This window comes from Candidatus Limimorpha avicola (genome assembly GCF_056978975.1).
In genome coordinates this window covers 110,216-134,699 of the sequence record NZ_DBMCYK010000004.1, presented here as the reverse complement: position 1 = coordinate 134,699, position 24,484 = coordinate 110,216, and the positions used below count along the sequence as shown (strand labels likewise).

The following is a 24,484-nucleotide window of genomic DNA, read 5'->3' as shown; positions in this document are numbered from 1 at the left end:
ATTTTATGCTTTATCAAATGACTAAAAAACGGTTGAAATTTATTTTTCTTGTTGTGATGGCTGTGTTTATGGCTGTTTTTGATCTCCCGGCGCAGGAGGGAGTGATAAAAAAAGTCGTTATCGATGCCGGTCATGGCGGCAAGGACCCGGGTGCTCTCGGCAAGAAGTCGCGGGAAAAGGATATTACTCTCAAGGTGGCTTTAAAGACTGGTAATTATATAGAAAAATATTGTCCCGACGTGGAAGTGGTTTATACTCGGAGCAAAGATGTGTTTGTTTCATTGAATCAGCGTGCCAAGATAGCTAATGACGAGGCTGCTGACGTATTCATCTCCATACATTGCAACTCGGCTCCTAAGGCTACTTCCGCCAACGGTGTAGAGACTTTTGTGATGGGTGAGCATAGAAATGAAGCTAATCTCGAGGTCGCTAAATTGGAAAATGCCGCTATTCTGTATGAAGAGGATGCCGATGTCAATTATGGCGGCTTCGACCCTAACAGTACTGAGGCTTACATAGCCTTCAGTTTCATACAGAGTGAATATAAACAGAAATCTTTAGACCTTGCCGAACGTGTCCAAAATCAACTTGTCAATAGAGTGGGGCGTAAGAATAGAGGCGTGCAACAGGCGGGCTTCCTCGTGTTGTACCGTACTGCCATGCCTTCCATCTTGGTGGAAATTGGATTCTTGTCCAATGTCAATGAGGAGAAATTCCTGTTGTCGGAACTGGGTCAGGATTATATAGCTTCCGCTCTTTTTCGCGCCTTCAGGGATTATAAAAAAGAATCCGATGAGAATTGGAGAAAAACAATGGCAGTATCTGATGCCAATGGAAAAGATGATGTCATTGTGTATAAAGTACAGTTCGACAGCAAGCCTGAAGAAGTAAGCAATATGAAGTCTTGCTATAAGGGTCTTGACAATGTGTCGTGTTATTACTATAAGGGAAGTTACAGATATACAGCCGGACAGTTCAGTACCAAGTCGGAGGCTGACAGATATTGTAAAACAGTTCGAGCAAAAGGTTATAAGGATGCTTTTGTGGTGAAATTCGTAAACGGAGAAAGAATAAATTGAACAGACTATATAACATTTTAATAAAAGTAATGTTAACGTATTAAAATATCTATATGGAAAACAAAAGAAAATCTATTATAATAGGCTTGTCGTTTTTGGCAGCAATGGTACTTTTTATTTGGGGCTTCAACTTTTTGAAAGGTAAAAAACTGTTTCACTTTCAACCTTATTATTATGCTGTTTTCGATAATGCCGGAGGTATAGAGCCTGCTAATCAGGTACTTGTCAGCGGCGTCAGCGTGGGACAGGTCGATGATATTTACCTTAATCCTGACAATGACGGTACTGTGATATTGAAATTTTCCATCAACGAGACTATCAAGATACCGGAAAATACTGTGGTATCAATATCGAGTAGCCTTCTTGGTTATTCTTCGGTTAGTCTCGTTCTCGGCAATTCAACGACAGTTGCCAATGTTGGCGACACTTTGTTGTCAAGAACTAATATGGGTGTGATGAATGCATTGTCTTCTCAACTGATACCGCTGAAAGACAAGGTTGAAAACCTTGTCATGTCTCTCGATACTCTCACAGCTTCTCTTAATGCACTCCTTGACGACGGTCTTCGTGATGATATTAAAAACGGGGTTAAGGACTTCTCTTCATCCATGCAAAACCTGTCGGAATTGTCGTATGGCGTAAATAATACTTTTAATGACGAGAAAGATAAAATACATGATATCATCGACAATTTCAACAATGCATCAGCGAATCTCTCAAGCATAAGTGACACTCTTTCTGCCATGGAATATGGCGATATTATTACTTCTTTGCATTCTACAATAAATGAACTTGACATACTTATATCCAATCTGAATCGAGGTCAGGGTTCCATAGGTCTGATGATGACGGAAGACTCTCTCTATAATAATGCCAATGAAGCTGTTGAGGCATTGCAGCGGTTGGTGAAAGCCATAGAGGAGAATCCTAAAAAATACATCAGGATAAAAGTCTTTTGATGTGGTGAAATCGGCAAGTTTGTGGTGAAATTCATCAAAACAGGCCGTTTTTGGCATTTTTTGTGGTGAAATCAGGTGACGATGTGGCGAAATTGTTATTGTCCCAATCCTGAAAAAAGTGTTTTGCTGTGAAATAGAAAACTCAATTACACACTTTTTGAAACACTACCAAATTTAGTACTTCATACACAAGGACATCAATGGCTAATAGAAGAAATAGATAAACTGATAAATGAGAGAAGAAAAGAGATTAGCTTATGAATTTGGAAATAACAGAAAATAACCTGTATTTATTGCTGCCTGTTAAAATCAGCAGAGTGGCACAAATTTATGCCAAAGAATACCATATAACAATCTCGGAGGCTATCAGACGTTTTTATCATTCAGATACATATAAAAGGCTGGCTGACGAGAGTACAAAATTATGGCATTATGGACCTGTCGCTATATATCAGGTATTTGTAGATGAACTGGAAATTAAAAAAGCATCATATTAAACGGAAAATAGTTTTTAACCCAGCCTCAACATAATTAACAGAATATGAGTCAAAGTGAAATTATATTATATCAGCCTGACGAAGCTGTAAAGCTGGAAGTAAGGATGGAAGATGAAACTGTCTGGCTTACACAGGCACAGATGGTTAAGCTTTTTCAACGTGACCAATCTGTCATAGCAAGACATATCAATAATATTTTTAAGGAAGAAGAACTGGATAAAGAAAGCAATATGCATTTTTTGCATAATGCTTTTTCTGACAAACCTATATCTTTATAGTCTTGATGTTATTATTTCTGTTGGATATAGAGTAAAGTCTAAACGCGGTACGCAGTTCCGTCAATGGGCAAATAAGGTGTTAAAGGATTATCTTTTAAAGGGATATTCCATAAATCAACGTATTAATCAACTCGAAAGCAGGATAGAATCTAAATTTGCCAACCATGACAGACAGTTGGAAGAACTGACTAATAAGGTGGATTTCTTTGTCCGTACATCATTGCCACCGATTGAAGGTGTTTTTTTTGACGGACAGATATTCGATGCATATAAATTTGCAACGGATCTTATCAAGTCTGCCAATAAATCGCTTCTACTGATAGACAACTATGTTGATGAATCCGTATTGCTAATGCTTAGCAAGCGTAACAAAGGTGTGTCAGCCATTATCTATACACAAAAGATAACTGACCAGCTACAACTTGACCTTGAGAAACATAACGACCAGTACCCTCCTATTAATATTAAAACCTATAGGAACAGTCATGACCGTTTCCTGATAGTTGACGACAAAGAAGTGTACCATATAGGAGCTTCTTTAAAAGACCTTGGCAAGAAAATGTTCGCGTTCTCTAAGTTGGAGATAGACTCCTGCTTGATAACTGATAAACTTTAGGATAAGTAATTAAAAGGAAACTATGAACGAAGAAAACAAAATAATCCTATATCAGGACGATAACGAAATAACTCGTGTGTCGGTACGCTTTGCAGATGAAGACTTGTGGCTGACACAGAGCCAGTTGTCAGAAATATACCAAACGAGTAAATCCAATGTAAGCGAGCATATTAAGCATATATTCGAGGATGGAGAGCTTGATAAAAATGTGGTTGTTCGGAATTTCCGAATAACCACTCAACACGGAGCAATAGAAGGGAAGACACAATCACGAGATGTTGCTCATTACAATCTCGATATGGTCATAGCTTTGGGATATCGTGTCCAGTCTCAAATAGCCACACGCTTCCGGCGTTGGGCGACACAACGTTTGCATGAATATATTCAGAAAGGTTTTGCGATGGATGATGAACGGCTGAAACAGGGAGGAACCCGTTATTTCCGAGAATTATTGCAGCGTATCAGAGATATTCGTAGTAGTGAGCGAAATTTTTACCAGCAGGTTACCGACATATATGCTACAGCTACAGACTATGACCCTCGCAGTGAAATGACTAAAACTTTTTTCGCCACCGTGCAAAACAAACTGCATTATGCGGTTCATGAGAATACAGCTGCTGAGGTAATATACAACCGTGTGGACAATGAAAAACCGTTTGTCAGAAATAGAACTGCAACGACTGAATCTGTTAGTTTCAGGATTTCTTGATTTTGCAGAATTCCAGGCATTGGAGATGAACCCTATGTCTATGAAGAACTGGATAGAAGCTCTTGACAATCAGATTATAGCTCACAAACGAAAGCTCTTGATCGGCAAAGGCAATATTTCACATAAATAAGCCATAGAAAAAGCTGAAAAGGAATTTGAGATATACCGCAAGCGGGAAATGGATATGCTTGAAAGCGACTTTGATAAAGAAATCAAGAAATTGAACAATAAATAATAAATATCAGAAAATGAATAATGCAATTGATTTAGCCTTTCTTACGGCAAAAGTAGCTACATTAAAAGACGAGAAAGCAAAAATGATTGTTGAAGGTGCTTCTTTAGCATATAACATAACTCAAATTGCCCGTTTCCGGTCCATGATTGTGGAATTATCACAGATATGCAGTTATATTGTGTACATAGCCCGAAGCACAGGAGGGTAAACGCAGGGAGAATATAATTTAGCTTTGGAATGCCAACGACAAATTGAGGAATGCAACAAACAAATTGCCAAACACGGGACAATGACTATTGTAGATGGTATATCTTTGCTTATTGATATGTTTGGCAATTTGAATAAAAAATAATCGGTTGGAACCCCACACCGAGGTGGAGCAAAAACATAATGCATCTGCTTGTATTTCAAAATAATGCGTTATCAAGATGAAAAACGGTGTGGCATTTATGAATAATCTATAAGTTTTTACTTAATAAAGGTAGCTTGAAAGTTTAACAGTTGAAACAATCCATGTCCATTTTCAATGGCATATCCATTCCACGCAACAAAGAGTTTATGAGAATTTATGCATTGAAGGAGGCGTTCAAGAATAGCAGATAGCAATTTAGATAAGGAAAATGAACGAAGAAAATAAAATAATCCTATATCAGGAGGATAACGAAACAACTTGTATATTGTTGTATATTGTTGATTAAGAATCAGTTGGTAGAGATATTTGGAATATTGTAACAAAATACATATAATGATGGCAAACTCGTGCAGAAAGCAAGAGACTGTCTAATCTTTTTGTTGTTAGACAGTCTCTTCTTTTTATTAAGAAAGTTTGTGAATTATAAATTGTTTTTGAAATATTCTGTTATCTTCACAATCAAATGTGCTCTGTCGGGACCGTAAACATTATGGTCGTGACCGGGATATACGAAGTAATCCACTTGTTTCCCGTTGTGGATGCAGTTTTCTATGAAACTGAGACTGTGTTGCCATACAACAACAGGGTCTGTGGTGCAGTGTATGATGAGAAGTTTTCCTTCCAATCTGTCTGTTTTGTTTACCAAACTTGTAAGTTCATAGCCTTCAGGGTTCTCTTCAGGAGTATCCATATAACGTTCCCCGTACATTATCTCATAATATTTCCAGTCCATCACGGGACCGCCTGCCACTGACACTTTGAATGTCTCAGGGTGATAAATCTTGAGGTTAGTACTCATGAATCCGCCGTAGCTCCATCCGTCGCTGCCTATGCGTTCTGTGTCAACATAAGGCAGAGTTTTGAGATATTCGATGCCCACCATCTGGTCGCGTACCTCTGCTTGTCCGCACTGACGGTGTATCACTTGTTCAAACGCCTCGCCACGGTCTGCCGAGCCGCGGTTGTCCAAGGTAAACACTAAAAACCCTTCCTGAGAGAGATAATGCAGATAAATGCCGGCACCGGCAGTCCATGAGTCTGTAATCATCTGAGCATGAGGACCGCCATATACATAGACAATGACAGGATATTTCTTTGCGGGGTCGAAGTTATATGGCTTTATCAGACGAGTATATAAGGCATGCCCGTCTTCCGATACTAAAGTGTCGAGTTCTATGGTGCCGATGTTATAGTCTTTCAAGGGGTCAACGGCTTCATAAATGCGTTTGAGGAACACACCCTTGTCGTTCATGAGGTCTATGTTATTCGCCACATCGGTGCTTGAATAATAGTCGAGGAAATAATTGCCGTTGCTGTTGGGAAGTACCTGATGCGTACCGTGTTGTCTCGTTATACGGGTTTTCTTGCCGCTTTTGATGTTTTGTTTGTAGAAATGACGTTGCAGCGGGCTTACCTCCGTAGAAGTATAATAAATGTTGTTTCCGGATTTGTCGAATCCGTTGAACTCTGTTACGACGAAGTCGCCTTGTGTCAATTGTTTTGCCTCTAAAGTGTTGGTGTTGTGGAGGTATATATGGTAATATCCGTCTCTTTGTGCTCTCCATAAGAACTCGTGGTCGCTGCCGGGCAGGAAGTATGCCGGTCCCTGAGGTTCCACATACTGTTCGTCGGTATCTTCGAAGATGGTCTTGACGAAATCGCCTGTTTGAGCGTCATATTCATTGAATTTCAGATGGTTCTGCTCTCTGTTGAGGACGCCGATGTAAATTTTCTTGTTGTCGTTGTTCCATGTTATGGCAGTGAGATACTGGTCAACGGGCTCGCCAGTCTTGATGAGGGTCTCATTACCTGTTGTTACATCATAAATATTCAATGTAACCTGATGGCTTGTCATTCCTGCCATAGGGTATTTGATAGGTTTGTCGGTAGCAACGCGGGTGGTGATGTCAACGAGTGGATAGTCTGTCACCATACGTTCATCCATGAGATAGTATGCGATTTTATTGCCGTCCGGTGACCAGAAGATACCGCCGTCGATGGCAAACTCATTACGGTGCACCGCTTGTCCCGCTATTACACCTTCAGGATTTTGCGTTATCTGTATCTGTTTCTCACCATCATTGACATACAAGTCGTTTCCTATTGTATAAGCCACTTTCAATGAAGGTGTGGTGATTTTGATGTTCTCTGCCGTGTTGGGCATGGAAGTGATTGTCTCGGCTTTTCTGTTTTTGAAGTCTATGCGGTTCAGAACATAATTGTCATCATTTGAAGTCAGGTAATATGCTGTGTTGTTATCTATCCAGTTGAGGAACGGTATTCTTTTAAGGCTGTCGAGACTGTTGTTTGTCATTATGGTATTGAGGTCGTCTAAAGAATACAAAACTTTAGCAGTCTTGTCTTTGACGCCTTGTACCATGAGGTTGTTTTCTTCAGTGAAGATGAACTTGTCCGAATCGGGAAGCCATCGCACTGATTTACCTTGTGGAAATACTGCTCTGTTGAGAAAGGCAGCATCTTCCGGAGTTAACATTTTCTTTTCCTGTGCTGCTGCCGTAATAGAGATACAACATAATACGGCAAAAAATAAAAATACTCTTTTCATAATATGGATTTAAAAATTGTTATTGCATTTTCATTTGGTGTCATGAACGGCGTCGGCAAATTGTTTTATTCTGTTGTGGTCTTCTTCGAAGGCGCTGCCTATTACTATTAAGTCGGCACCTGCCATTGCCGCTGTTGCTGCTTTTTCCGGGGTGTTGATACCGCCGCCCACTATGAGAGGCACGTTAATTGTCTTTTTGACTTTCATTATCATGCTTTCCGACACAGGCTCCTTGGCATGGGAGCCGGCTTCGAGATATATCAGTTTAAGTCCCAACATCTCGCCTGCAAGAGCTGTACACAAGGCAATGTCGTCTTTGTCGTGCGGTATGGGAATGGTATTGCTCATATATGACACCGATGTCGGCATTCCGCTGTCGATGAGCATATACCCCGTAGGGATGATTTCATTGCCGTACAGTTTGAGATAAGGTGCCGCAATGACATGACGCCCTATCAACATTTCGGCATTGCGTCCGGAAATCAGTGACAGAAGCAGAAATCCATCACAATATTTGCTGATCTGCAATGAGTCGCCGGGGAATATGAGGGTTGGTATTTCGGAATTTGCTTTGATGAGTTTTATGCAGTGCTCCAAACTGTCGGTGGTGAGAAGACTGCCTCCGACAAAAAAGAAATCAACACCGGCTTCGTTGGCATTTCGTACCGTCGCCAACACTTGTTCATCAGTTGGCTTGTCAGGGTCTATTAGTACCACAAGTTTTTTCTTGCCGGTATCTAAAAACTTATCGTAAAGACTCATATTGTTATTTTTATGAACTACAAAATTACTTGTTTTTTTATAAAAATGAAATAATTGTGAAAATTATTTGTATGATATTGGTTTTTAATATCTTGATAATTTTATATTTTTTTAACGAATGTCTGAAAAACTGTTGGTTTGATGTAAATACTGCTTTGAATGTGTCTTTTGTTTGAAAAAACGTAAAAATCATTTTGTTATTGTAAGGTTGTTACCATTATGGAATAAAATGACGTATTTATAAAAAATTAATAAGTTATATGAAATAACAATTTATTTGCCATAATGTTATTTAAAAACTGTGATATGAAAAAATAATTTGACAGATGAAATGTTGATTTAAAATGTAAAGTGATGTTTGCATGACTTGAATAAACAAATTTCTATGTTATGATAGTCATGAACAGATGTTTTGGATATTCGTAAGAAATTCCGGTCTATTATTTCTTGTTCAAAACGATTCTGAAAGTTGTTCCTTGTCCGATAACTGAAGATTTGACAAAAATTTTACCTTTGTGATAATTTTCAATGATACGTTTTGCCAATGACAGACCTAACCCCCAGCCACGTTTTTTGCTTGTAAAACCGGGGTTGAATATCTGTTTGAACATGGAACGGCTCATTCCCTTGCCGGTATCACTGACATCTATTATGACATTGTTTTCGTCTTCTATCAGTTCTACGCATAATTTGCCTTTGTCAGTCATGGCATCGATGGCGTTTTTTGTAAGATTTTCCAACACCCAACTGAAAAGGGCTTTGTTGAGTGGCAGGATGATGGAACGTTGAGGCAGTTGTATGTCAAACTCGAATTTGTCGGAAAAACGATGACGAAGATAATTCATGGTTTCTGATACTGCTTCTACAATGTCGGCATCTTCCAATGTCGGTATAGAGCCAATCTTGGAGAAACGTTCCGTAATAGTCTCCAATCTCTTGATGTCTTTTTCCATCTCTGCTGTTCCTATGAACTCTGTTTCCTGCAGTTTGAGCAGTTCTATCCATCCTATCAGAGAGCTTAACGGCGTACCTATTTGGTGAGCAGTCTCTTTTGCCATTCCTGCCCATACCTGATTTTGTTCCGAACGTCGTGCATAACTGAACAACAGATAAGCTACAATAAGGAAAAATGTCATTACGAGTATTTGAATATAAGGGTAATATTTCATCTGCATCAAAAGATCGGAACTTCTATAATAGATGTACGCCTTTTTCTGATTCAGATAACTTACTTTGATAGGTTTGTGCTGTGAACGCATTATCTCCAACTGCTCTCTTACATATTCTTTGTTCATCATTTTGAAAGGGTCGAGATTGCCGTAACTGAGCACTTCGTTGTTAGAGCTGTCGATGATAATTACTGGAGCACCTACAGCATTGCTCGTTACATCGTCAATGAAAAATTGGAACAAGTCATTGAGTACATCTTTCAACTCCGTGTATATCAGCGATTCGTTGTAATACAGCCATGAAGTCTTGCCGAACAGGTCTATCTTAATCGGAGGATATATGCTGTACTCCTTGAGCATCTCATCATCGAAGAATGTCTTGCCCTGTTGATTTGGGGGCAGATTGACAGATAAACTGATATTTCCTTTGTCATCTGTTATCACGACAGGAATAGAAACATTGTTTTGTATGATTTGCAGATAAATATTGGTGTTTTCGTCGGGAGAGGCAGCTAAAAAACTTCTATAGGCCAAAGCCAACAATTCTACTCTTTTGCGTTCTTGCGTACTTATCTCTGAAAAAAAGGTTTCCGTGTAGTTCATCAATTCGGCATGATTCTGTACGGCATCAGCCCACATGACAATTTGTTTGCTCTCTTGTTTGGCGAAGTGATTTACCAAGTAATTGGTATAATATATTGAAAAACATATTATTATCAAGGCTATGATGGCAAGTGCTATCTTCCAGCGTTTCTTTCTTACATATAAATTAGAACTCATCGTCATTGAAAAATATAAGCCAAAATTAATAAATTTCATTATTGGAAATGAAAAAAACAGATTTTTTTAATCATCATAATTAAAAAAAAACTAATTTTACACGATTTTTTCCAAACGAAAAATTGAAAGATTTATTATTAACCTAATATTGAAAGATGATGAAAAAAATTACTTATTTGACTGTTTTGCTGTTGCTTGGCTTTGTCACTATGGCGCAGACAAAACAGATTATGCTTCGTTCAGAAAATAATGCCGAATGCATAAAGTCAGACATGGAGAGTCTTAGAGCGACTTTTTCTTTTTCTGATATCGTAAGCAACGATATTGAGACAGAAAAAGGTGTCTTTTCTGAGATTTCAATGATGAATACCTATCCGAGCGGTGAATACGGTGCACCTACTGTTCCGGCAATACATCAGCTTATAGCTGTGCCTTTCGGAGCTGAGCCTATGGTGACGATAAAGAATTTTACTGTTTCGGAATATAAACTTAATGATTTGGGTATCAATAAATTGATGCCAAGACAACCTTCTTTGAGAAAAGATATGGATATAAACGAAGTGGAGTTTGTCTATGATGAAGCAGCTTATCAAAAAAGAGCATTGGCATCAACACCTAATGCCATGATAGAGATGACAGGCGTGATGCGTGGCGTACGTGTCGGCTCTCTCGTTATAGAACCTGTCAGTTATGACGCTGTTTCAAATAGCATCAGAGTGTTTAACGACATAGAAGTAGAGGTGACATTTGCCGGAGCCGATGCGGAAGAGACAGAACGTATGCTTGTAAATACTTTCACTCCTTATTATGATGTCGTCTATAGGCAGTTATTCAATTACAGAGCTATCAATGATGTGTATGATGATCACCCCGACCTTTGGGCTGCACCGGTGAGAATGATAGTGGTTGCAAATGATATGTTCGCTGATGCTTTGGAACCATGGTTGGAATGGAAGACTCAGAAAGGATTCTACTTGGACGTCAACTATACGAGTACGGTGGGTAATAGCAGCGAAGCGATAAAGTCTTTCCTTCAGAACAAGTATAACACAGGTGTACAGAATAACGAGACTCCCACTTTCGTGATAATAGTAGGCGATAAGGCACAGGTGGCTCCCAGTGTCAACTTTGCAAGTTCTACACAGAAGGTATCTGACTTGTATTATGGAAGTGTTGACAATGACTATTATCCGGATATGTTCTACAGCAGAATGTCGGCAGAGAATGTGAATCAATTGACGGCAATAATAGACAAAATATTGATGTATGAGAAATATACCATGCCGGATGATTCATATCTCGACAACGTGCTGTTGATAGCCGGAGACGATTCTTATTGGAATCCGAGAGTGGCACAGCCTACAATTAACTATGCTACAACCAATTATTATAATGCAGCACATGGTTATACCAATGTTTATGCTTATCTTAATTCATATACAGGGTGTTATAATCATCTGTCAACGGGTGTTGGATTTGCCAACTATACGGCACACGGTAGTGATACGAGTTGGGCAGATCCTTATTTAGGAACATCATCTGTATATGCTCTTACCAATACAGACAAATATTTCTGGGCAATGGGCAACTGTTGTCTGTCCGGTAACTGGGGATTTTCAACTGAATGTTTCGGTGAGGCCATGATACGTGCAGCCAACAAGGCGGCATTTGGCTATATAGGTTCATGTCCGAATACGTATTGGTATGAAGATTATTATTTCGGTGTCGGAGCAACCAACGTGTTGAATGGTCCTACACCTTCGGTGTCCAACTCCTCGACAGGTGTTTACGATGCCATGTTTATGGACGAGACTTACAACACGCTGTCGTCTGTGACTTTTGTAGGTAATCTGGCTGTTTGTTATGCACATGCAGGCAATTATCAGACACATTCATCACCTACGTATTACTGGCAGGCATATCATGTTTTGGGCGACGGTTCTGTGATGCCTTATAATACGGCACCGGAAGAGAATAATGTGACACATGCAACTTCTTTCCCGGCCAATGCCTCTACTTTTACGGTATCTGCCGATGCCGGCTCTTATGTGGCTATATCGAAAGATGGTGTGTTGCTAGGTACAGCATTGGTTGGTACGACCGGCAGTGTGAATGTTCCGGTGACACCAGTGTCTTCCGGAGAGGTGATGATAGTTGTAACACGCCCACAACGTCAGCCTTATATTGAGACAATAGCTGTGGGCGGCGGACAGCCGGGACAGCCTGAGATAGAATTTGTATCTGTGTCTCCTGCTTCAATAGGCGTTAACAGCAATGTCAATATCACTGTTACACTTAGAAACAGCGGCACTGCAGCTACATCGGGAAATACTAATGTAACACTTGCATCTTCCGATTCATATCTTACCATTGTCAATGGTACAGCTTCATACCCTGCAATGAATGCAAATCAGACAGGGACAGGGTCATTCACTTTACGTGCAGCTTCCAACACACCTAATGGTCATACTTTCAGCATAAACTATACTGCTACCAACGGCAGCAATAACTGGCAAGGCTCGTTTACACTTACTGCCAACAATCCGTGCAACGCTCCTACCGGTCTTGCGGCAGTGGCTGAGGGCAACAATATCCATCTTTCATGGAATGCTTCTTCTACTGCCAACAGTTATAAGGTGTTTCGTGGAAGTACGTTGATAGCTACACAAACTGCTACATCATATACCGATACAGATCTGCAATACAATACAAATTATTGTTATACAGTGAAGAGCGTATGTAATTCCGGTGACTCCAACTCTTCTAATCAGGCATGTGCCACTACTGAAAATGAACCATGTTATTCACCGGAAAATCTGACAGCTTATGCCGATGGCAATACAGTTTCATTGTCATGGACAGCATCGTCGAGTGCAGACAGATACAGAGTGTATCGTGATGGAACTGCAATAGGTCTCGTAATGTCAACGAATTATAATGATTTTAACTTGGATTATAATACTGAGTATTGCTATGAGGTAACAAGTATTTGCGGTGACGAGGAATCTGATCCTTCTGATGAAATATGTACTTCTACTGAAAGTGAACCATGTAATGCTCCTGTCAGTCTTGTCGCTGAAGTGAATTTGAATACTGTGACATTGTCATGGCAACCTGTCGATAATGCTGTTTCTTATACTGTGATGAGAGATGGTGATGTTATCGCAACGGATGTCACCGTCACAACAATGGAAGATGCCAATTTGGCAATAGGAACTTACTCGTATTCAGTAATTACAGTATGCTCAGAAGGACAATCTGAAGTATCGGAAACTGTCGAGGCAGTAGTTGACTTCGATGGAATAAGCGAATATGAAAATATGTTCAGAATAAGTCCTAACCCTGTTAAAGATTATCTGATCATCAATACGACTGAAGAGATTAAATATGTCTCTGTTTATAATATTCTTGGCATTGAAGTATTCAGAAGTAAGGAAATTACCGGTAACAGTATTAGTATGAACGGTATGCAACAAGGCATTTACTTTGTGAAGATAGGCACTGCTAAGGGGGAAATAGTCAAGAGAATTATTAAAGAATAAAAAAGTTTTGGAGTGGGGTGAAAGCCCCGCTCTCTTTTAATGTTGTTTTATGGATTACAATTTTGAGTCGATAGAAAAGAAATGGCAGCAGTACTGGCGTGATAATGGCACATATAAAGTAGAAATAGATAAAAATAAACCTAAATTTTATGTGTTGGATATGTTCCCTTATCCTTCAGGAGCCGGTTTGCATGTGGGACATCCGTTAGGATATATAGCATCAGATATCTATGCCCGTTACAAAAGACTGAAAGGTTTTAATGTCTTGCATCCCATGGGTTATGATGCATACGGACTTCCTGCAGAACAGTATGCCATTCAGACAGGAACTCATCCTGCTGTTACTACTGAGAAGAACATCAACAGATATCGAGAACAGTTGGATAAGATAGGATTCAGTTATGACTGGGACCGTGAGGTCAGAACAAGCGACCCTTCCTATTATAAATGGACACAATGGACGTTCATACAACTGTTCAATTCTTATTATTGTAATCATGAAAAAAAAGCAAGACCTGTAAAAGAGCTTGTCAAACATTTTTCCATTTATGGCACTAAAGACCTCGATGTGGCATGCGGAAAACAGATCTCTTTTACGGCAGATGAATGGAATGATATGACGGAGAAGGAACAACAGTCGTTGCTGATGAATTATCGTCTTGCTTATCTTGCCGATACTATGGTGAATTGGTGTCCGGAACTTGGTACTGTGCTTGCCAATGACGAGGTGTCGGAAGGATTGTCGGTACGAGGAGGATATCCTGTAATACGCAAGGAGATGAAACAGTGGCTTTTGCGTATCACAGCATATTCAGATAGACTGCTTGAGGGCCTTGATACAGTGGATTGGAATGAATCTATTAAGGATGTACAACGTAATTGGATAGGCAAATCCATGGGAGCTTCTCTTTTTTTTAAAGTCGAAAATAAAGATATTGACATTGAGGTGTTTACTACACGTGCCGATACTTTGTTCGGAGTGACTTTCATGGTTTTGGCACCGGAACATCCTCTTATAAATGATATCGTATCCGACGACCAGAAAGAAAATGTGGAAGAATATGTGATGTGGGCAAGAAATCGTTCGGAAAGAGAACGTATGGCGGAGGTTAAGAAAGTATCGGGAGTCTTTACAGGTTCCTATGCTATTAACCCCATGAATGGTGACAGAATACCGATATGGATTGCCGATTATGTATTAATGGGTTATGGCACCGGAGCTATCATGGCGGTGCCGGCTCATGACAGCCGAGATTTTGCCTTTGCTCGTCATTTTAATTTGCCGGTGATTCAAGTGGTTGCCAAGGATATTGATAATAATACTGATACGTCTAATTGGGAGGAGTCTTTCGATGCCAAGGAAGGTGTAATGATCAACTCGGAATTTCTTAACGGGATGACGGTGAAAGAGGCTATACTCGCCATGATAAAGGAGATAGAACATCGCGGCATAGGTAAAGGCAAGACCAACTATCGTCTTCGTGATGCTATTTTCAGTCGACAGCGTTATTGGGGAGAACCGTTCCCTATATATTATAAGGATGGTATGCCATATCCTTTCGATGAAGATAAACTGCCTCTTGAATTGCCTTCCATCAACGCATTTAAACCTACAGAGAATGGTGAACCTCCTTTGGCTCGTGCCGAAAATTGGGTCACTGAAGAAGGTTATCCCATAGAAACCAATACCATGCCTGGCTTTGCCGGTTCAAGCGGTTACTATCTGCGTTATATGGACCCCCATAATGACAATGCTCTCGTTGGCGAAGAGGCTGACAGGTATTGGCAACAAGTGGACCTTTATATAGGCGGAGCTGAACATGCAACAGGACACCTTATTTACAGCCGTTTCTGGAATAAGTTTTTGTTCGATATAGGTGTGTCATGTAAAGATGAGCCTTACAGGAAGATGATAAATCAAGGCATGATACAAGGACGTTCCAACTTCGTATATCGTGTCAATTTTGAGAAAATGGCAGAATATAGAGTATGGGACTTCTTGAAAGACAATAAGTTGGGTGTCACTTTCGTGCGTGACTTCAAAGCTGGTCGCCGCAGATTCGATTTCTATTGCCAATCGAAAAATATTATCATAGAGATAAAAAAGGTATCTTCTCTGGAGAAACTGGAAGAAGCATACGAGAATATAGCTAAGGAACTTGGATGTAAATTGTTGCTCATACCTATACGTCAGGTCGTCATGGACGAAGATTTTGAAGTGGTAAAACAAAAAATTCGTAACCTTGTGGCAGGTAAGAAAGTGCCCGCTTTTGAAGGTATTGACACAATAGAGTATCCTAATCTTTTCGTGTCGAAAAATATTCCGGGGAGAGAATATTATAGTGACCCTATCCGCGTGGATATCAATATGGTACATAATGATATTCTCGATGTCGAGGAGTTTGTGAAATGGAGAGACGACCTCGCAGGTTCTGAATTCATCTTTGAAAAAGACAAAGACGGAAATCCTATATATGTCTGCGGATGGGAAGTGGAGAAAATGTCAAAATCAAAATATAACGTACAGAATCCGGATGACTTGGTAGTGAAATATGGTGCCGATACATTGAGGTTTTATGAGATGTTTCTCGGTCCTCTTGAACAGTCTAAACCATGGGATACTCAGGGTATTGAAGGTGTGTTCCGTTTCATTCGCAAATATTGGAGATTGTATTTTAATGAGAATGGTGATTTCTGCGTCAGCGATGAACCTGCAACAAAAGAGGAACTCAAAGCATTGCATAAACTTGTTAAAAAGGAGGCTGATGATATAGAACGTATGTCTTTCAATACCGTAGTGTCAGCATTTATGATATGTGTCAATGAATTGAGTGATTTGAGATGTAATAAAAGATCTGTTCTCGAACCTCTTGCTGTCATGATATCTCCTTATGCGCCTCATATAGCTGAAGAATTATGGCATCAACTCGGACATGATGACAGTGTCGTAAATCAATGTTATCCAGAGTTTAATGAACTGTATGTAATAGAAAACAGTTTCGTATATCCTGTGTCTTTCAATGGTAAAAAACGTTTCGATATGGAGTTGCCTTTGAATATGGATGTCAAAGCTATGGAAATTGCAGTTTTGTCAGCTCCTGAAGCAGAGAAATGGGTTTCGGGAAAATCTATAAAGAAAGTTATCATCATACCTAAGAAAATTATTAATATTGTTGTTGCTTAATGACGGATATTATGTCTTTCAGAAAGTTGCTCTTTAGTGTTTTGGTGATTTTGTCGCTGACTGCGTCAGCACAGCAGGAAAGAGAGACAGATTCTTTGATTGTTAAAAAGTTATCGGAATGGCAAGACCTTAAATTCGGGTTTATGATACATTGGGGATTTTATTCTCAATGGGGTGTTGTGGAGTCATGGTCTATATGCAGCGAGCCATGGATTGACAGGCATGGAGCTAACTATGTGGATTATGTCCGCGATTATCAGGCATTGAACAAAACCTTTAATCCTGTTGATTTTGACCCTGATTATTGGGCTTCTGTGGCAAGTGAGGCAGGAATGCGTTATGTGGTGTTTACTGCCAAACATCATGATGGCTTTTGTATGTTTGACACTAAAGAGACTTCATACAGTATTACCGATGCTTCATGTCCTTTCTCTTCCAATAAATATGCTGACGTTACTGCTGCCTTGCTGAAAGCTTTTCGTAAAAAGAACTTTATGACAGGATTGTATTTCTCAAAAGCAGATTGGCATCATCAGGACTATTGGGCACCGGAATGGGCTACACCGGACAAAAATGTCAATTACGATCCCTCCCTTTATCCTGAGAGATGGCAGCGTTTTTGCGATTTTACCTATAATCAAATTAAAGAATTGACTCATAATTACGGTGATATAGACATTTTATGGCTCGATGGCGGTTGGATACGTCCGGAGAACAGTCTTACTGACGAATATAGACAATGGCTTGGTTGTAATGGCTGGATTCAGGATATCGATATGCCTAAAATCGCGGCCATGGCACGTGAGAATAATCCCGACTTGATAATAGTTGACAGAACTGTGCATGGTAAATATGAGAATTATATGACTCCGGAACAACAGATCCCCGATACTTTGTTGCCATATCCATGGGAGACTTGTATGTCAATGGGTAACTCATGGTCTTATAACAAAAACGATGAATATAAATCCACTAATGTTTTGATACATTATCTTGTAGATATTGTGGCTAAAGGAGGGAACTTCCTTCTTAACGTGGGTCCCGGTCCGGATGGAAAATTACCGGAAGATGCAGTAAAAAGAATGAAAGAAATAGGTGCATGGATGCGTGTCAATGGCGATGCCATCTATGACAGTAGGCCTGTTTATCCGTATAGTGACGGTAATCTGCGTTATACACAAGGCAAAGATGGAACAATATATGCCATAGTGCTTTTGGAAGAAGATGAACTGTTTCCACACCTTATTAATATTAATGGAATAAAAAAACTCAAAACCGGCAGATTGAAGATAAAAGGCAGTAAAGTTAAGGCTATGTTGTCAAGGACAAAAACCGGGTATCAGATAACGGTGGATGAGGAAGTACCGCTGCAACATGCCGTTGTTATTGAAATGAAGAAATAATTTGATATTTAAAGATTTGAATATGAAAGAAGAATTGAAAAACAGAAACTTACCTTATCTTGTAGCCGATATGGGGCTCGCAGATTGGGGAAGAAAAGAAATTGAGGTATCGGAACATGAGATGCCTGGCTTGATGGCGTTGCGTGAGAAATATGGAAAAGAGAAACCTCTGGCCGGAGCTCGTATCAGTGGCTCTTTGCACATGACAATACAAACTGCCGTGTTGATAGAGACACTAAAGACCCTTGGAGCAGAGGTGCGTTGGGCTAGTTGTAATATCTTCTCTACACAAGACCATGCCGCCGCTGCCATAGCTGAGACAGGTACTCCTGTATTTGCATGGAAAGGTGAGTCATTGGAAGATTATTGGTGGTGTACTTTGAGGTCTTTGACATTCCCGGATGGCAATGGTCCTGACCTTGTCGTAGATGATGGTGGCGACGCTACTTTGTTGATACATAAAGGATATGATTGTGAGAATGACCCTTCATTGATGAATATTGAGCCGGAGTCATTAGAAGAGAAAGCTTTGTTGAGCGTTATAAAAGCTGTATATAATGATAATCCACGTCATTGGCATGAGGTGGTGACTCGTTTGCAAGGCGTGTCGGAAGAGACAACAACCGGTGTCCATCGTCTGTATCAGATGATGGAAAATGGTAAATTGCTTGTCCCGGCAATAAATGTCAATGATAGTGTTACCAAGTCTAAGTTCGATAATCTTTATGGTTGCCGTGAATCGCTCGCCGATGGTATAAAACGTGCTACTGATGTCATGTTGGCAGGTAAAGTTGTTGTGGTGTTGGGATATGGTGATGTCGGCAAAGGTTGTGCCAAGTCGATGCGATCCTATGGCGCCCGTGTCCTGATTACGGAAATTGACCCCATCTGTGCCTTGCAGGCGGCTATGGAAGGCTATGAGGTAACTACTTTGGAAGATGCTCTTAAAGAAGGCAATATCTTTGTGACATGTACCGGTAATTGCGACGTCATTACTCTTGAAGACATGCTTGTCATGAAAGACCAGTCTATTGTATGTAACATTGGCCATTTTGATAATGAGATACAGGTCGGTAAACTCGAAAATTATCCTGATGTCAAAAAAATAAATATAAAACCACAGGTTGACAAATATGTGTTGCCTAATGGCAATGCTATATTTATTCTTGCCGAGGGTCGTCTTGTCAATCTCGGTTGTGCTACTGGTCATGCAAGTTTCGTGATGAGTAACTCTTTCACCAATCAGGTGTTGGCTCAGATGGACCTTTGGAAAAACAGAGGTAATTATGCAATTGACGTATATCGTCTCCCCAAGTATCTTGATGAAGAAGTCGCAAGATTGCATCTTGCAAAAATAGGTGTAAAACTTACCAGACTTACTCAAAAACAAGCCGACTATATAGGTGTTCCTGTTGAAGGCCCTTATAAGTCAGAATTTTATAGATATTAATAATATGAAATCATAAGGCATTCACATAACTCGTGAAAGAGTTGGTGAATGCCTTTCTTAAAAGAATATTAATTATTGTTAATTATAGATTCTCAATATGTTTCCGTCATATTCGGTAAAATATTGAATCAAGTTATAACCTGAGCCTTCCAGGAGTGAACCGTCGAGAATGCTGTATTTGTATCCGGTACAAGGATCTATGACAAAAGGAAAATCCACGTATAACCTGTCATCGCAATTATATGGGTCGTATGGTGAAAGTCTGTCGTATGCTTTGAATTCGTCCCAGTTATATCTGTAAACTATCAACCCGCGACTCGGTTCTTGTGCTGTCAGATACATCCAGCCACCAACGGTATTTAATTCGAAATACTGTGTGGAATTGGGATTTATGCTTACATTGATATAAAGGTCGGGTATTATAGGTGCATGTCCGGTGTCTCTGCATGAAACCGTACAGAATGATATAATAACCAATATAGAAAAAAATCTTTTCATTTTCTTTAACAAGATGTGTTTTTGTCTGTTGACAATATAAAAAATCTTTAAAATAATCATAAAATAGTTATAAAATTATGTGATTTACAGATTCTTTTGTAAATTTGCACTTAATATTACATATATGTATAAACGTTTAATCATATCACTTTTATTGTTATCAGGCTTAATTATTTCATCATGTTCGTCATCACGTTCATATAGAAAACTTGGTAAAGAGGATATATTTATTCCTGAAACTGAGGTCGTAGAACCTGTTAGTTATGAAAAGGCTGTTGAAGAACATTGGAAAAGACAGTCTGAAGAGACTAAAATTGTTGCCAAAAGAAACAAAATGAAAAGTGAAATGTTTAACAAACAATTTAAGAAAAAATCGTCATTCTTTTCGTTTTTCAGATGGAATCGTAATAAAATGAATGATAATGCTTTAATGGATGGTGTAAGAGATACAAGATAGTGAATAAATTATTAAATATCATTGCTTTAACATTGTTGATGACGCAGATTCTACATGCGTCGGGACAAGGTCATGAATACAGAGTCAATGGACTCAGGCCTAAAATATATGATAATGGTCTCAATTCGAATTTTGTTTATTCTATCATTCAAGATGACTATGGGTTGCTTTGGTTTGGTACTCTTAACGGATTGAATACTTTCGACAAACATGTATTTAATGAGTATCTTACTTCTTCCGGTTATATGAAATGCAAGATTAATTGTTTATCAGTGGCGCGAGACAGCTTGTTTGTTGGTACTGATAATGGATTGTCTATCATAGATCTAAATACTTCTGCAATTACAAATGTTTATTGTGATAATGCATGGGGTCTGTCTATGATGGGAGAAATCATTACAAAAATAAGTAGTCCCAATAATGGACTTGTATTGTTTGGAACAAATAAAGGAGTGTTTTCTTATGACCTTGTCAGTAAAATGTTTGAACCTATAATGTTCAATGAATTGCAGAACTACTTTAGCGTCAATGATATCATATTCAATGATATTGATAGTGTATGGATGATAGCTTCAAATAAAGGATTGATAGTATATGATGATATAAATAATGATGTGGAATGTTATACGCTTAATGATACTCTTGATATTGCGATAAATACAATTTTGCATTATGACGGTAATACATTTTTTGTTGGTACTGATATAGGTTTGTATGAATTTGATTATAAATGTGGTACTTATGATAATATCTCTCTTGTTGCTGAAAGGGAACCTGTGATAACGAAAATTATTATTGTTGACAATGATTTGCTAATAGGTACAAAAGGCAATGGTTTGTTTAAATATAATTTACACGCACTCGATAAAGAGGACATAGTTGATAAAAATGTTTATGAAAATATTTTATCTGATAATTTTATCATTGATTTATATTGTGATAACTGTGGAGTGGTGTGGATAGCAACATCTGGAGGTCTTGGTACGTTATCTGTTGACAATAAGGCTGTGAGTATTCATAAATACTATTCACAAGGTACAAAATTACAGCCGGTTTGGTGTATTGAAGAGATCGCAGATCCAAAATATTTTATTGGTACCGACGTGGGCGTTTTGGTCTTTGACCGCATTAATGGTTCTTTTACTCTTTTGGGCGATTATTTTGGAATGGATTATCAACCGCTGCAATCTTATCGTATGAGTACCTTATTTTTTGATGAGAACAGATATTTGTGGATCGGCACTTGTGATAATGGTCTCTATTGTTTCGATACTAATAGGAAAAAGTGTTTTAATATAACAGAAGATTTTAATGTCAAAGAGTTGGCAGATGCTACAGTTTATGAAATTGTCAGAGGTGTTGGAAATACTTTGTGGGTTGCATCAAACAAAGGCATTTTCCTCCTGAATCTTGATAACAAAACGGTTAAATCCTATGTTCATGATCCTTCAGACAGCTTCTCATTGCCTTCGAATATTGTTATGGACCTCTTATGGGATAATGGGGTCCTTTATATATCTACAAGCGATGGACTCTCATTGTATTCTCCTGGTAATGATAAATTTATAACTTATAGATTGGAAGAAACTCAAGAACATGACATGGCAACGAATTTCTTGTTTAAAATTAGTAAACGTTCTGATGGTAATTTGTATATTGGATCATATATTAATGGCATTATTGTGTTTGACATTGAAAACAAACAATTTGTCCTTCAAAATGACAGTTTGGAACTTAATGCTCCGTTAGTGTTTTCAATTATATTCGATGAAGATAATAATGTATGGGCAAATACAAATAATGGAATGATAAGATATGACATGGAATATGGTGTCATAATGAATATGAGCGATAATATAGATTTCAAAGGTACTGAATTTGTTCCAAATGCTGCGGAGCAAAGCAGTAATGGCTATATATTTTATGGCGGCATAAACGGATTTAACGTGTTCAATCCGTTCAAAGTTAAAGTAGATGCTACTAACCCGGAAGTTATAATAACAGATTTTGCCACAAAGAAAAAAAATTACATTAGTCGTATTCATAATGGCGATACCATAACATTGCCGGATATAAATAATAGTTTCAATGTGTCTTTTGCTGCAATAAATATCGATAAAGTCAATACTGTAAAATACAAATTTAAACTTGTTGATTATGATAAGGATTGGGTGGTGCGCGATATTAAAAAACGTTATGCTGAATATAAAGAACTTCCTGCAGGAACTTATACATTTCTTCTTACTGCTTCTGGTGAATCGAAACAGTGGAATTCAGAAGTATTCAAACTTGTTGTTCAGATACTTCCACAATGGCATAGTACTATATGGTTCAGGATAGATGTTGTGCTGATAATACTCGTGTTATTTCTGTTGATTGTTTTTTATAGAAAAGAAAAAATCCGTCAGAGGATTATGTATCAACAGGAGCTGGATAATCTGGAAAAAATGATTAAGAAATTGACATTTAAATCATTGCAACTGCAAATAAATCCTCATTCCTTGTTTAATATTCTTAACAGCATTCAGAGTTATATTCTTGCCAATGACACTAAAAGTGCTTCCATTTATCTGTCCGGTTTTGCCAAATTGATGAGGCGTCTGCTCACTGTTTCGCATGAGCAGTTGGTAACTTTGTTTGAAGAGTTGGAGTCTATACGTCTATATCTCGAGTTGGAATCTATGAGAATGAAAAATAGATTTACGTTTAGTATAGAAGTAGATGATGATATAGATATCAGAGATGTCGATGTGATGCCGTTGCTGTTGCAACCTTTTGTGGAAAATGCCGTCATACACGGACTTGCACATAAAGAAGGTCCCGGCTTTCTGAAAATAGAAATCCATCGTGTGAATAAAAGCAAGTTGTTGTGTGTTATTGAAGATAACGGGATTGGTAGAAAAAAAGCTGCTGAGTTGAATAATATGTTTTTGAAAAGACATCGTTCTTATGGTATTGAAATCACCAAACAACGTCTTGAACTGATGAAAACCATTAACGATGAGGATTACTTTGTCAATATCATAGATTTGTATGACGATGACGGTAATGCTGCAGGGACAAGGGTGGAGGTTATGATAAATATAGTGGAGTAATTGAATATTAAATGTTTATATTATGGTGAGATGTGTTATTGTTGAGGATGAAATAACATCGAGAGAGGTGTTAAAGACTTTGTTGTCACAGTATTGCAGCGATGTTATGGTTGTAGCTGAGGCTTTTGATGTTCGTTCTGGCAGAATCGCTATCCAAAATAACCATCCAGACCTTTTGTTCCTTGATATTGAAATGCCGGATGGCAGTGGATTTAATTTGCTAAGTGGTCTCGACAATATTGATTTTGAAGTGATATTTACTACTGCCTACGATCAATATGCTATCAAAGCAATACGTTTTGCAGCTCTTGATTATCTGTTAAAACCTATCTCACCGGACGAGTTGGTGGCAGCTGTCGAAAAAGTAAAAATTGCTAAACATAAGAAAAATATTGAAAAACAATATGATGTCTTGTTGAAAAATATTGGAACTGCTGCTATACAAACTAAAAAGATAACATTGTCAACGGCAGATAAGATTCATGTCGTGGCAATAGATGATATAGTTTCTTGTGAATCAGACAACTATTATACTATTTTTAAATTTCTTGATGGAGGTAGCCTTATGGTAACCAAAACTTTAAAAGAGATTGAAAAACAGTTGGAGGAATATGATTTCGTCAGAACCCATAAGTCTCATTTAGTAAATGTGAAGTATCTCAAGAATTTTTTGCGTGATGAAATGTTGCTTGTCATGGTTGATGGTAGCAAAATACCGGTGTCACGAAGAAAAAAAGAGAAGATAATGGAGATAATAAACAATTTGTAGTGTTTGAAAGGAAATCTTGAATGT

Annotated in this window: 15 protein-coding genes and 2 pseudogenes; 13 read left to right on the top strand and 4 right to left on the bottom strand. The window is 38.6% G+C overall.

The window, feature by feature from the left end:
- Positions 1 to 5 precede the first annotated feature (5 nt).
- From ACZOVS_RS03375 to ACZOVS_RS03350, 6 genes and pseudogenes are all read left to right on the top strand, one after another.
- Complete coding sequence (locus ACZOVS_RS03375) at positions 6 to 1,079, top strand: N-acetylmuramoyl-L-alanine amidase (RefSeq protein ID WP_483995817.1); 1,074 nt, start codon at positions 6 to 8, stop codon at positions 1,077 to 1,079.
- Positions 1,080 to 1,132: 53 nt separating this feature from the next.
- Positions 1,133 to 2,038 carry an MlaD family protein gene (locus ACZOVS_RS03370; RefSeq protein WP_483995816.1) on the top strand — a complete coding sequence of 302 codons (906 nt, stop codon included), beginning with the start codon at positions 1,133 to 1,135 and terminating at the stop codon, positions 2,036 to 2,038.
- Positions 2,039 to 2,295: 257 nt separating this feature from the next.
- Positions 2,296 to 2,535, top strand: coding sequence for a hypothetical protein (locus ACZOVS_RS03365; RefSeq protein ID WP_321584784.1), 240 nt, complete (start codon positions 2,296 to 2,298; stop codon positions 2,533 to 2,535).
- 44 nt (positions 2,536 to 2,579) lie between these two features.
- Positions 2,580 to 3,429: pseudogene (locus ACZOVS_RS03360) on the top strand (virulence RhuM family protein).
- Positions 3,430 to 3,451: 22 nt separating this feature from the next.
- Positions 3,452 to 4,373, top strand: a pseudogene (gene rhuM / locus ACZOVS_RS03355) (RhuM family protein).
- Positions 4,374 to 4,386: 13 nt separating this feature from the next.
- Entirely contained in the window at positions 4,387 to 4,581 is a 195-nt protein-coding gene (locus ACZOVS_RS03350) for a hypothetical protein (protein WP_483995815.1), read from the top strand.
- Positions 4,582 to 5,206: 625 nt separating this feature from the next.
- Here the strand turns inward: ACZOVS_RS03350 and ACZOVS_RS03345 are convergent.
- The 3 genes from ACZOVS_RS03345 to ACZOVS_RS03335 all read right to left on the bottom strand — a co-directional run bounded on the left by ACZOVS_RS03345 (position 5,207) and on the right by ACZOVS_RS03335 (position 10,062).
- Positions 5,207 to 7,351: a S9 family peptidase gene (locus tag ACZOVS_RS03345; RefSeq protein ID WP_483995814.1), complete on the bottom strand. Its 2,145-nt coding sequence runs from the start codon at positions 7,349 to 7,351 to the stop codon at positions 5,207 to 5,209.
- Positions 7,352 to 7,381: 30 nt separating this feature from the next.
- Positions 7,382 to 8,113, bottom strand: coding sequence for a phosphoglycerol geranylgeranyltransferase (locus ACZOVS_RS03340; RefSeq protein WP_483995813.1), 732 nt, complete (start codon positions 8,111 to 8,113; stop codon positions 7,382 to 7,384).
- A 440-nt stretch (positions 8,114 to 8,553) separates the two neighbouring features.
- Positions 8,554 to 10,062, bottom strand: coding sequence for a sensor histidine kinase (locus tag ACZOVS_RS03335; protein ID WP_483995812.1), 1,509 nt, complete (start codon positions 10,060 to 10,062; stop codon positions 8,554 to 8,556).
- A 155-nt stretch (positions 10,063 to 10,217) separates the two neighbouring features.
- On the opposite strand from ACZOVS_RS03335, the gene ACZOVS_RS03330 reads away from it, so the two are divergent.
- From ACZOVS_RS03330 to ahcY, 4 genes are all read left to right on the top strand, one after another.
- Positions 10,218 to 13,604 (top strand): C25 family cysteine peptidase, encoded by a 3,387-nt coding sequence (locus ACZOVS_RS03330; protein WP_483995811.1) that lies wholly within the window; start codon positions 10,218 to 10,220, stop codon positions 13,602 to 13,604.
- Between the two features lie 49 nt (positions 13,605 to 13,653).
- Positions 13,654 to 16,788 (top strand): class I tRNA ligase family protein, encoded by a 3,135-nt coding sequence (locus tag ACZOVS_RS03325; protein WP_483995810.1) that lies wholly within the window; start codon positions 13,654 to 13,656, stop codon positions 16,786 to 16,788.
- A gap of 11 nt (positions 16,789 to 16,799) precedes the next feature.
- On the top strand, positions 16,800 to 18,191 hold the full coding sequence (locus ACZOVS_RS03320; RefSeq protein WP_483995809.1) for an alpha-L-fucosidase: 1,392 nt from the start codon (positions 16,800 to 16,802) through the stop codon (positions 18,189 to 18,191).
- A gap of 70 nt (positions 18,192 to 18,261) precedes the next feature.
- Complete coding sequence (gene ahcY, locus ACZOVS_RS03315) at positions 18,262 to 19,641, top strand: adenosylhomocysteinase (RefSeq protein WP_483995848.1); 1,380 nt, start codon at positions 18,262 to 18,264, stop codon at positions 19,639 to 19,641.
- 78 nt (positions 19,642 to 19,719) lie between these two features.
- Here ahcY and ACZOVS_RS03310 read toward each other — a convergent pair whose 3' ends face one another.
- The gene (locus tag ACZOVS_RS03310; RefSeq protein WP_483995808.1) at positions 19,720 to 20,139 is read right to left on the bottom strand and encodes a hypothetical protein; all 420 of its coding nucleotides are present in this window, start codon (positions 20,137 to 20,139) and stop codon (positions 19,720 to 19,722) included.
- 124 nt (positions 20,140 to 20,263) lie between these two features.
- Between ACZOVS_RS03310 and ACZOVS_RS03305 the strand changes: the two genes are divergently transcribed.
- From ACZOVS_RS03305 to ACZOVS_RS03295, 3 genes are read left to right on the top strand one after another with little or no spacing between them, the layout of a single operon-like run.
- Entirely contained in the window at positions 20,264 to 20,596 is a 333-nt protein-coding gene (locus tag ACZOVS_RS03305; protein WP_483995807.1) for a hypothetical protein, read from the top strand.
- Positions 20,596 to 23,691, top strand: coding sequence for a ligand-binding sensor domain-containing protein (locus ACZOVS_RS03300; RefSeq protein ID WP_483995806.1), 3,096 nt, complete (start codon positions 20,596 to 20,598; stop codon positions 23,689 to 23,691). The genes ACZOVS_RS03305 and ACZOVS_RS03300 overlap by 1 nt, the downstream gene beginning before the upstream one ends.
- Positions 23,692 to 23,713: 22 nt before the next feature.
- Complete coding sequence (locus ACZOVS_RS03295) at positions 23,714 to 24,460, top strand: LytR/AlgR family response regulator transcription factor (RefSeq protein WP_483995805.1); 747 nt, start codon at positions 23,714 to 23,716, stop codon at positions 24,458 to 24,460.
- The last annotated feature ends 24 nt before the right edge of the window (positions 24,461 to 24,484 follow it).

Excerpts from the sequence above, each read along its gene's own strand:
- ACZOVS_RS03325 (WP_483995810.1), top strand. The coding sequence starts at position 13,654 with ATGGATTACAATTTTGAGTCGATAGAAAAGAAATGGCAGCAGTACTGG.
- ACZOVS_RS03370 (WP_483995816.1), top strand. The coding sequence starts at position 1,133 with ATGGAAAACAAAAGAAAATCTATTATAATAGGCTTGTCGTTTTTGGCA.
- ACZOVS_RS03375 (WP_483995817.1), top strand. The coding sequence starts at position 6 with ATGCTTTATCAAATGACTAAAAAACGGTTGAAATTTATTTTTCTTGTT.
- ACZOVS_RS03335 (WP_483995812.1), bottom strand. The coding sequence starts at position 10,062 with ATGAGTTCTAATTTATATGTAAGAAAGAAACGCTGGAAGATAGCACTT.
- ACZOVS_RS03310 (WP_483995808.1), bottom strand. The coding sequence starts at position 20,139 with ATGAAAAGATTTTTTTCTATATTGGTTATTATATCATTCTGTACGGTT.
- ACZOVS_RS03295 (WP_483995805.1), top strand. The coding sequence starts at position 23,714 with ATGGTGAGATGTGTTATTGTTGAGGATGAAATAACATCGAGAGAGGTG.
- ACZOVS_RS03320 (WP_483995809.1), top strand. The coding sequence starts at position 16,800 with ATGTCTTTCAGAAAGTTGCTCTTTAGTGTTTTGGTGATTTTGTCGCTG.
- ACZOVS_RS03345 (WP_483995814.1), bottom strand. The coding sequence starts at position 7,351 with ATGAAAAGAGTATTTTTATTTTTTGCCGTATTATGTTGTATCTCTATT.
- ACZOVS_RS03330 (WP_483995811.1), top strand. The coding sequence starts at position 10,218 with ATGATGAAAAAAATTACTTATTTGACTGTTTTGCTGTTGCTTGGCTTT.
- ACZOVS_RS03365 (WP_321584784.1), top strand. The coding sequence starts at position 2,296 with ATGAATTTGGAAATAACAGAAAATAACCTGTATTTATTGCTGCCTGTT.
- ACZOVS_RS03305 (WP_483995807.1), top strand. The coding sequence starts at position 20,264 with ATGTATAAACGTTTAATCATATCACTTTTATTGTTATCAGGCTTAATT.
- ACZOVS_RS03350 (WP_483995815.1), top strand. The coding sequence starts at position 4,387 with ATGAATAATGCAATTGATTTAGCCTTTCTTACGGCAAAAGTAGCTACA.
- ACZOVS_RS03340 (WP_483995813.1), bottom strand. The coding sequence starts at position 8,113 with ATGAGTCTTTACGATAAGTTTTTAGATACCGGCAAGAAAAAACTTGTG.
- ahcY (WP_483995848.1), top strand. The coding sequence starts at position 18,262 with ATGGGGCTCGCAGATTGGGGAAGAAAAGAAATTGAGGTATCGGAACAT.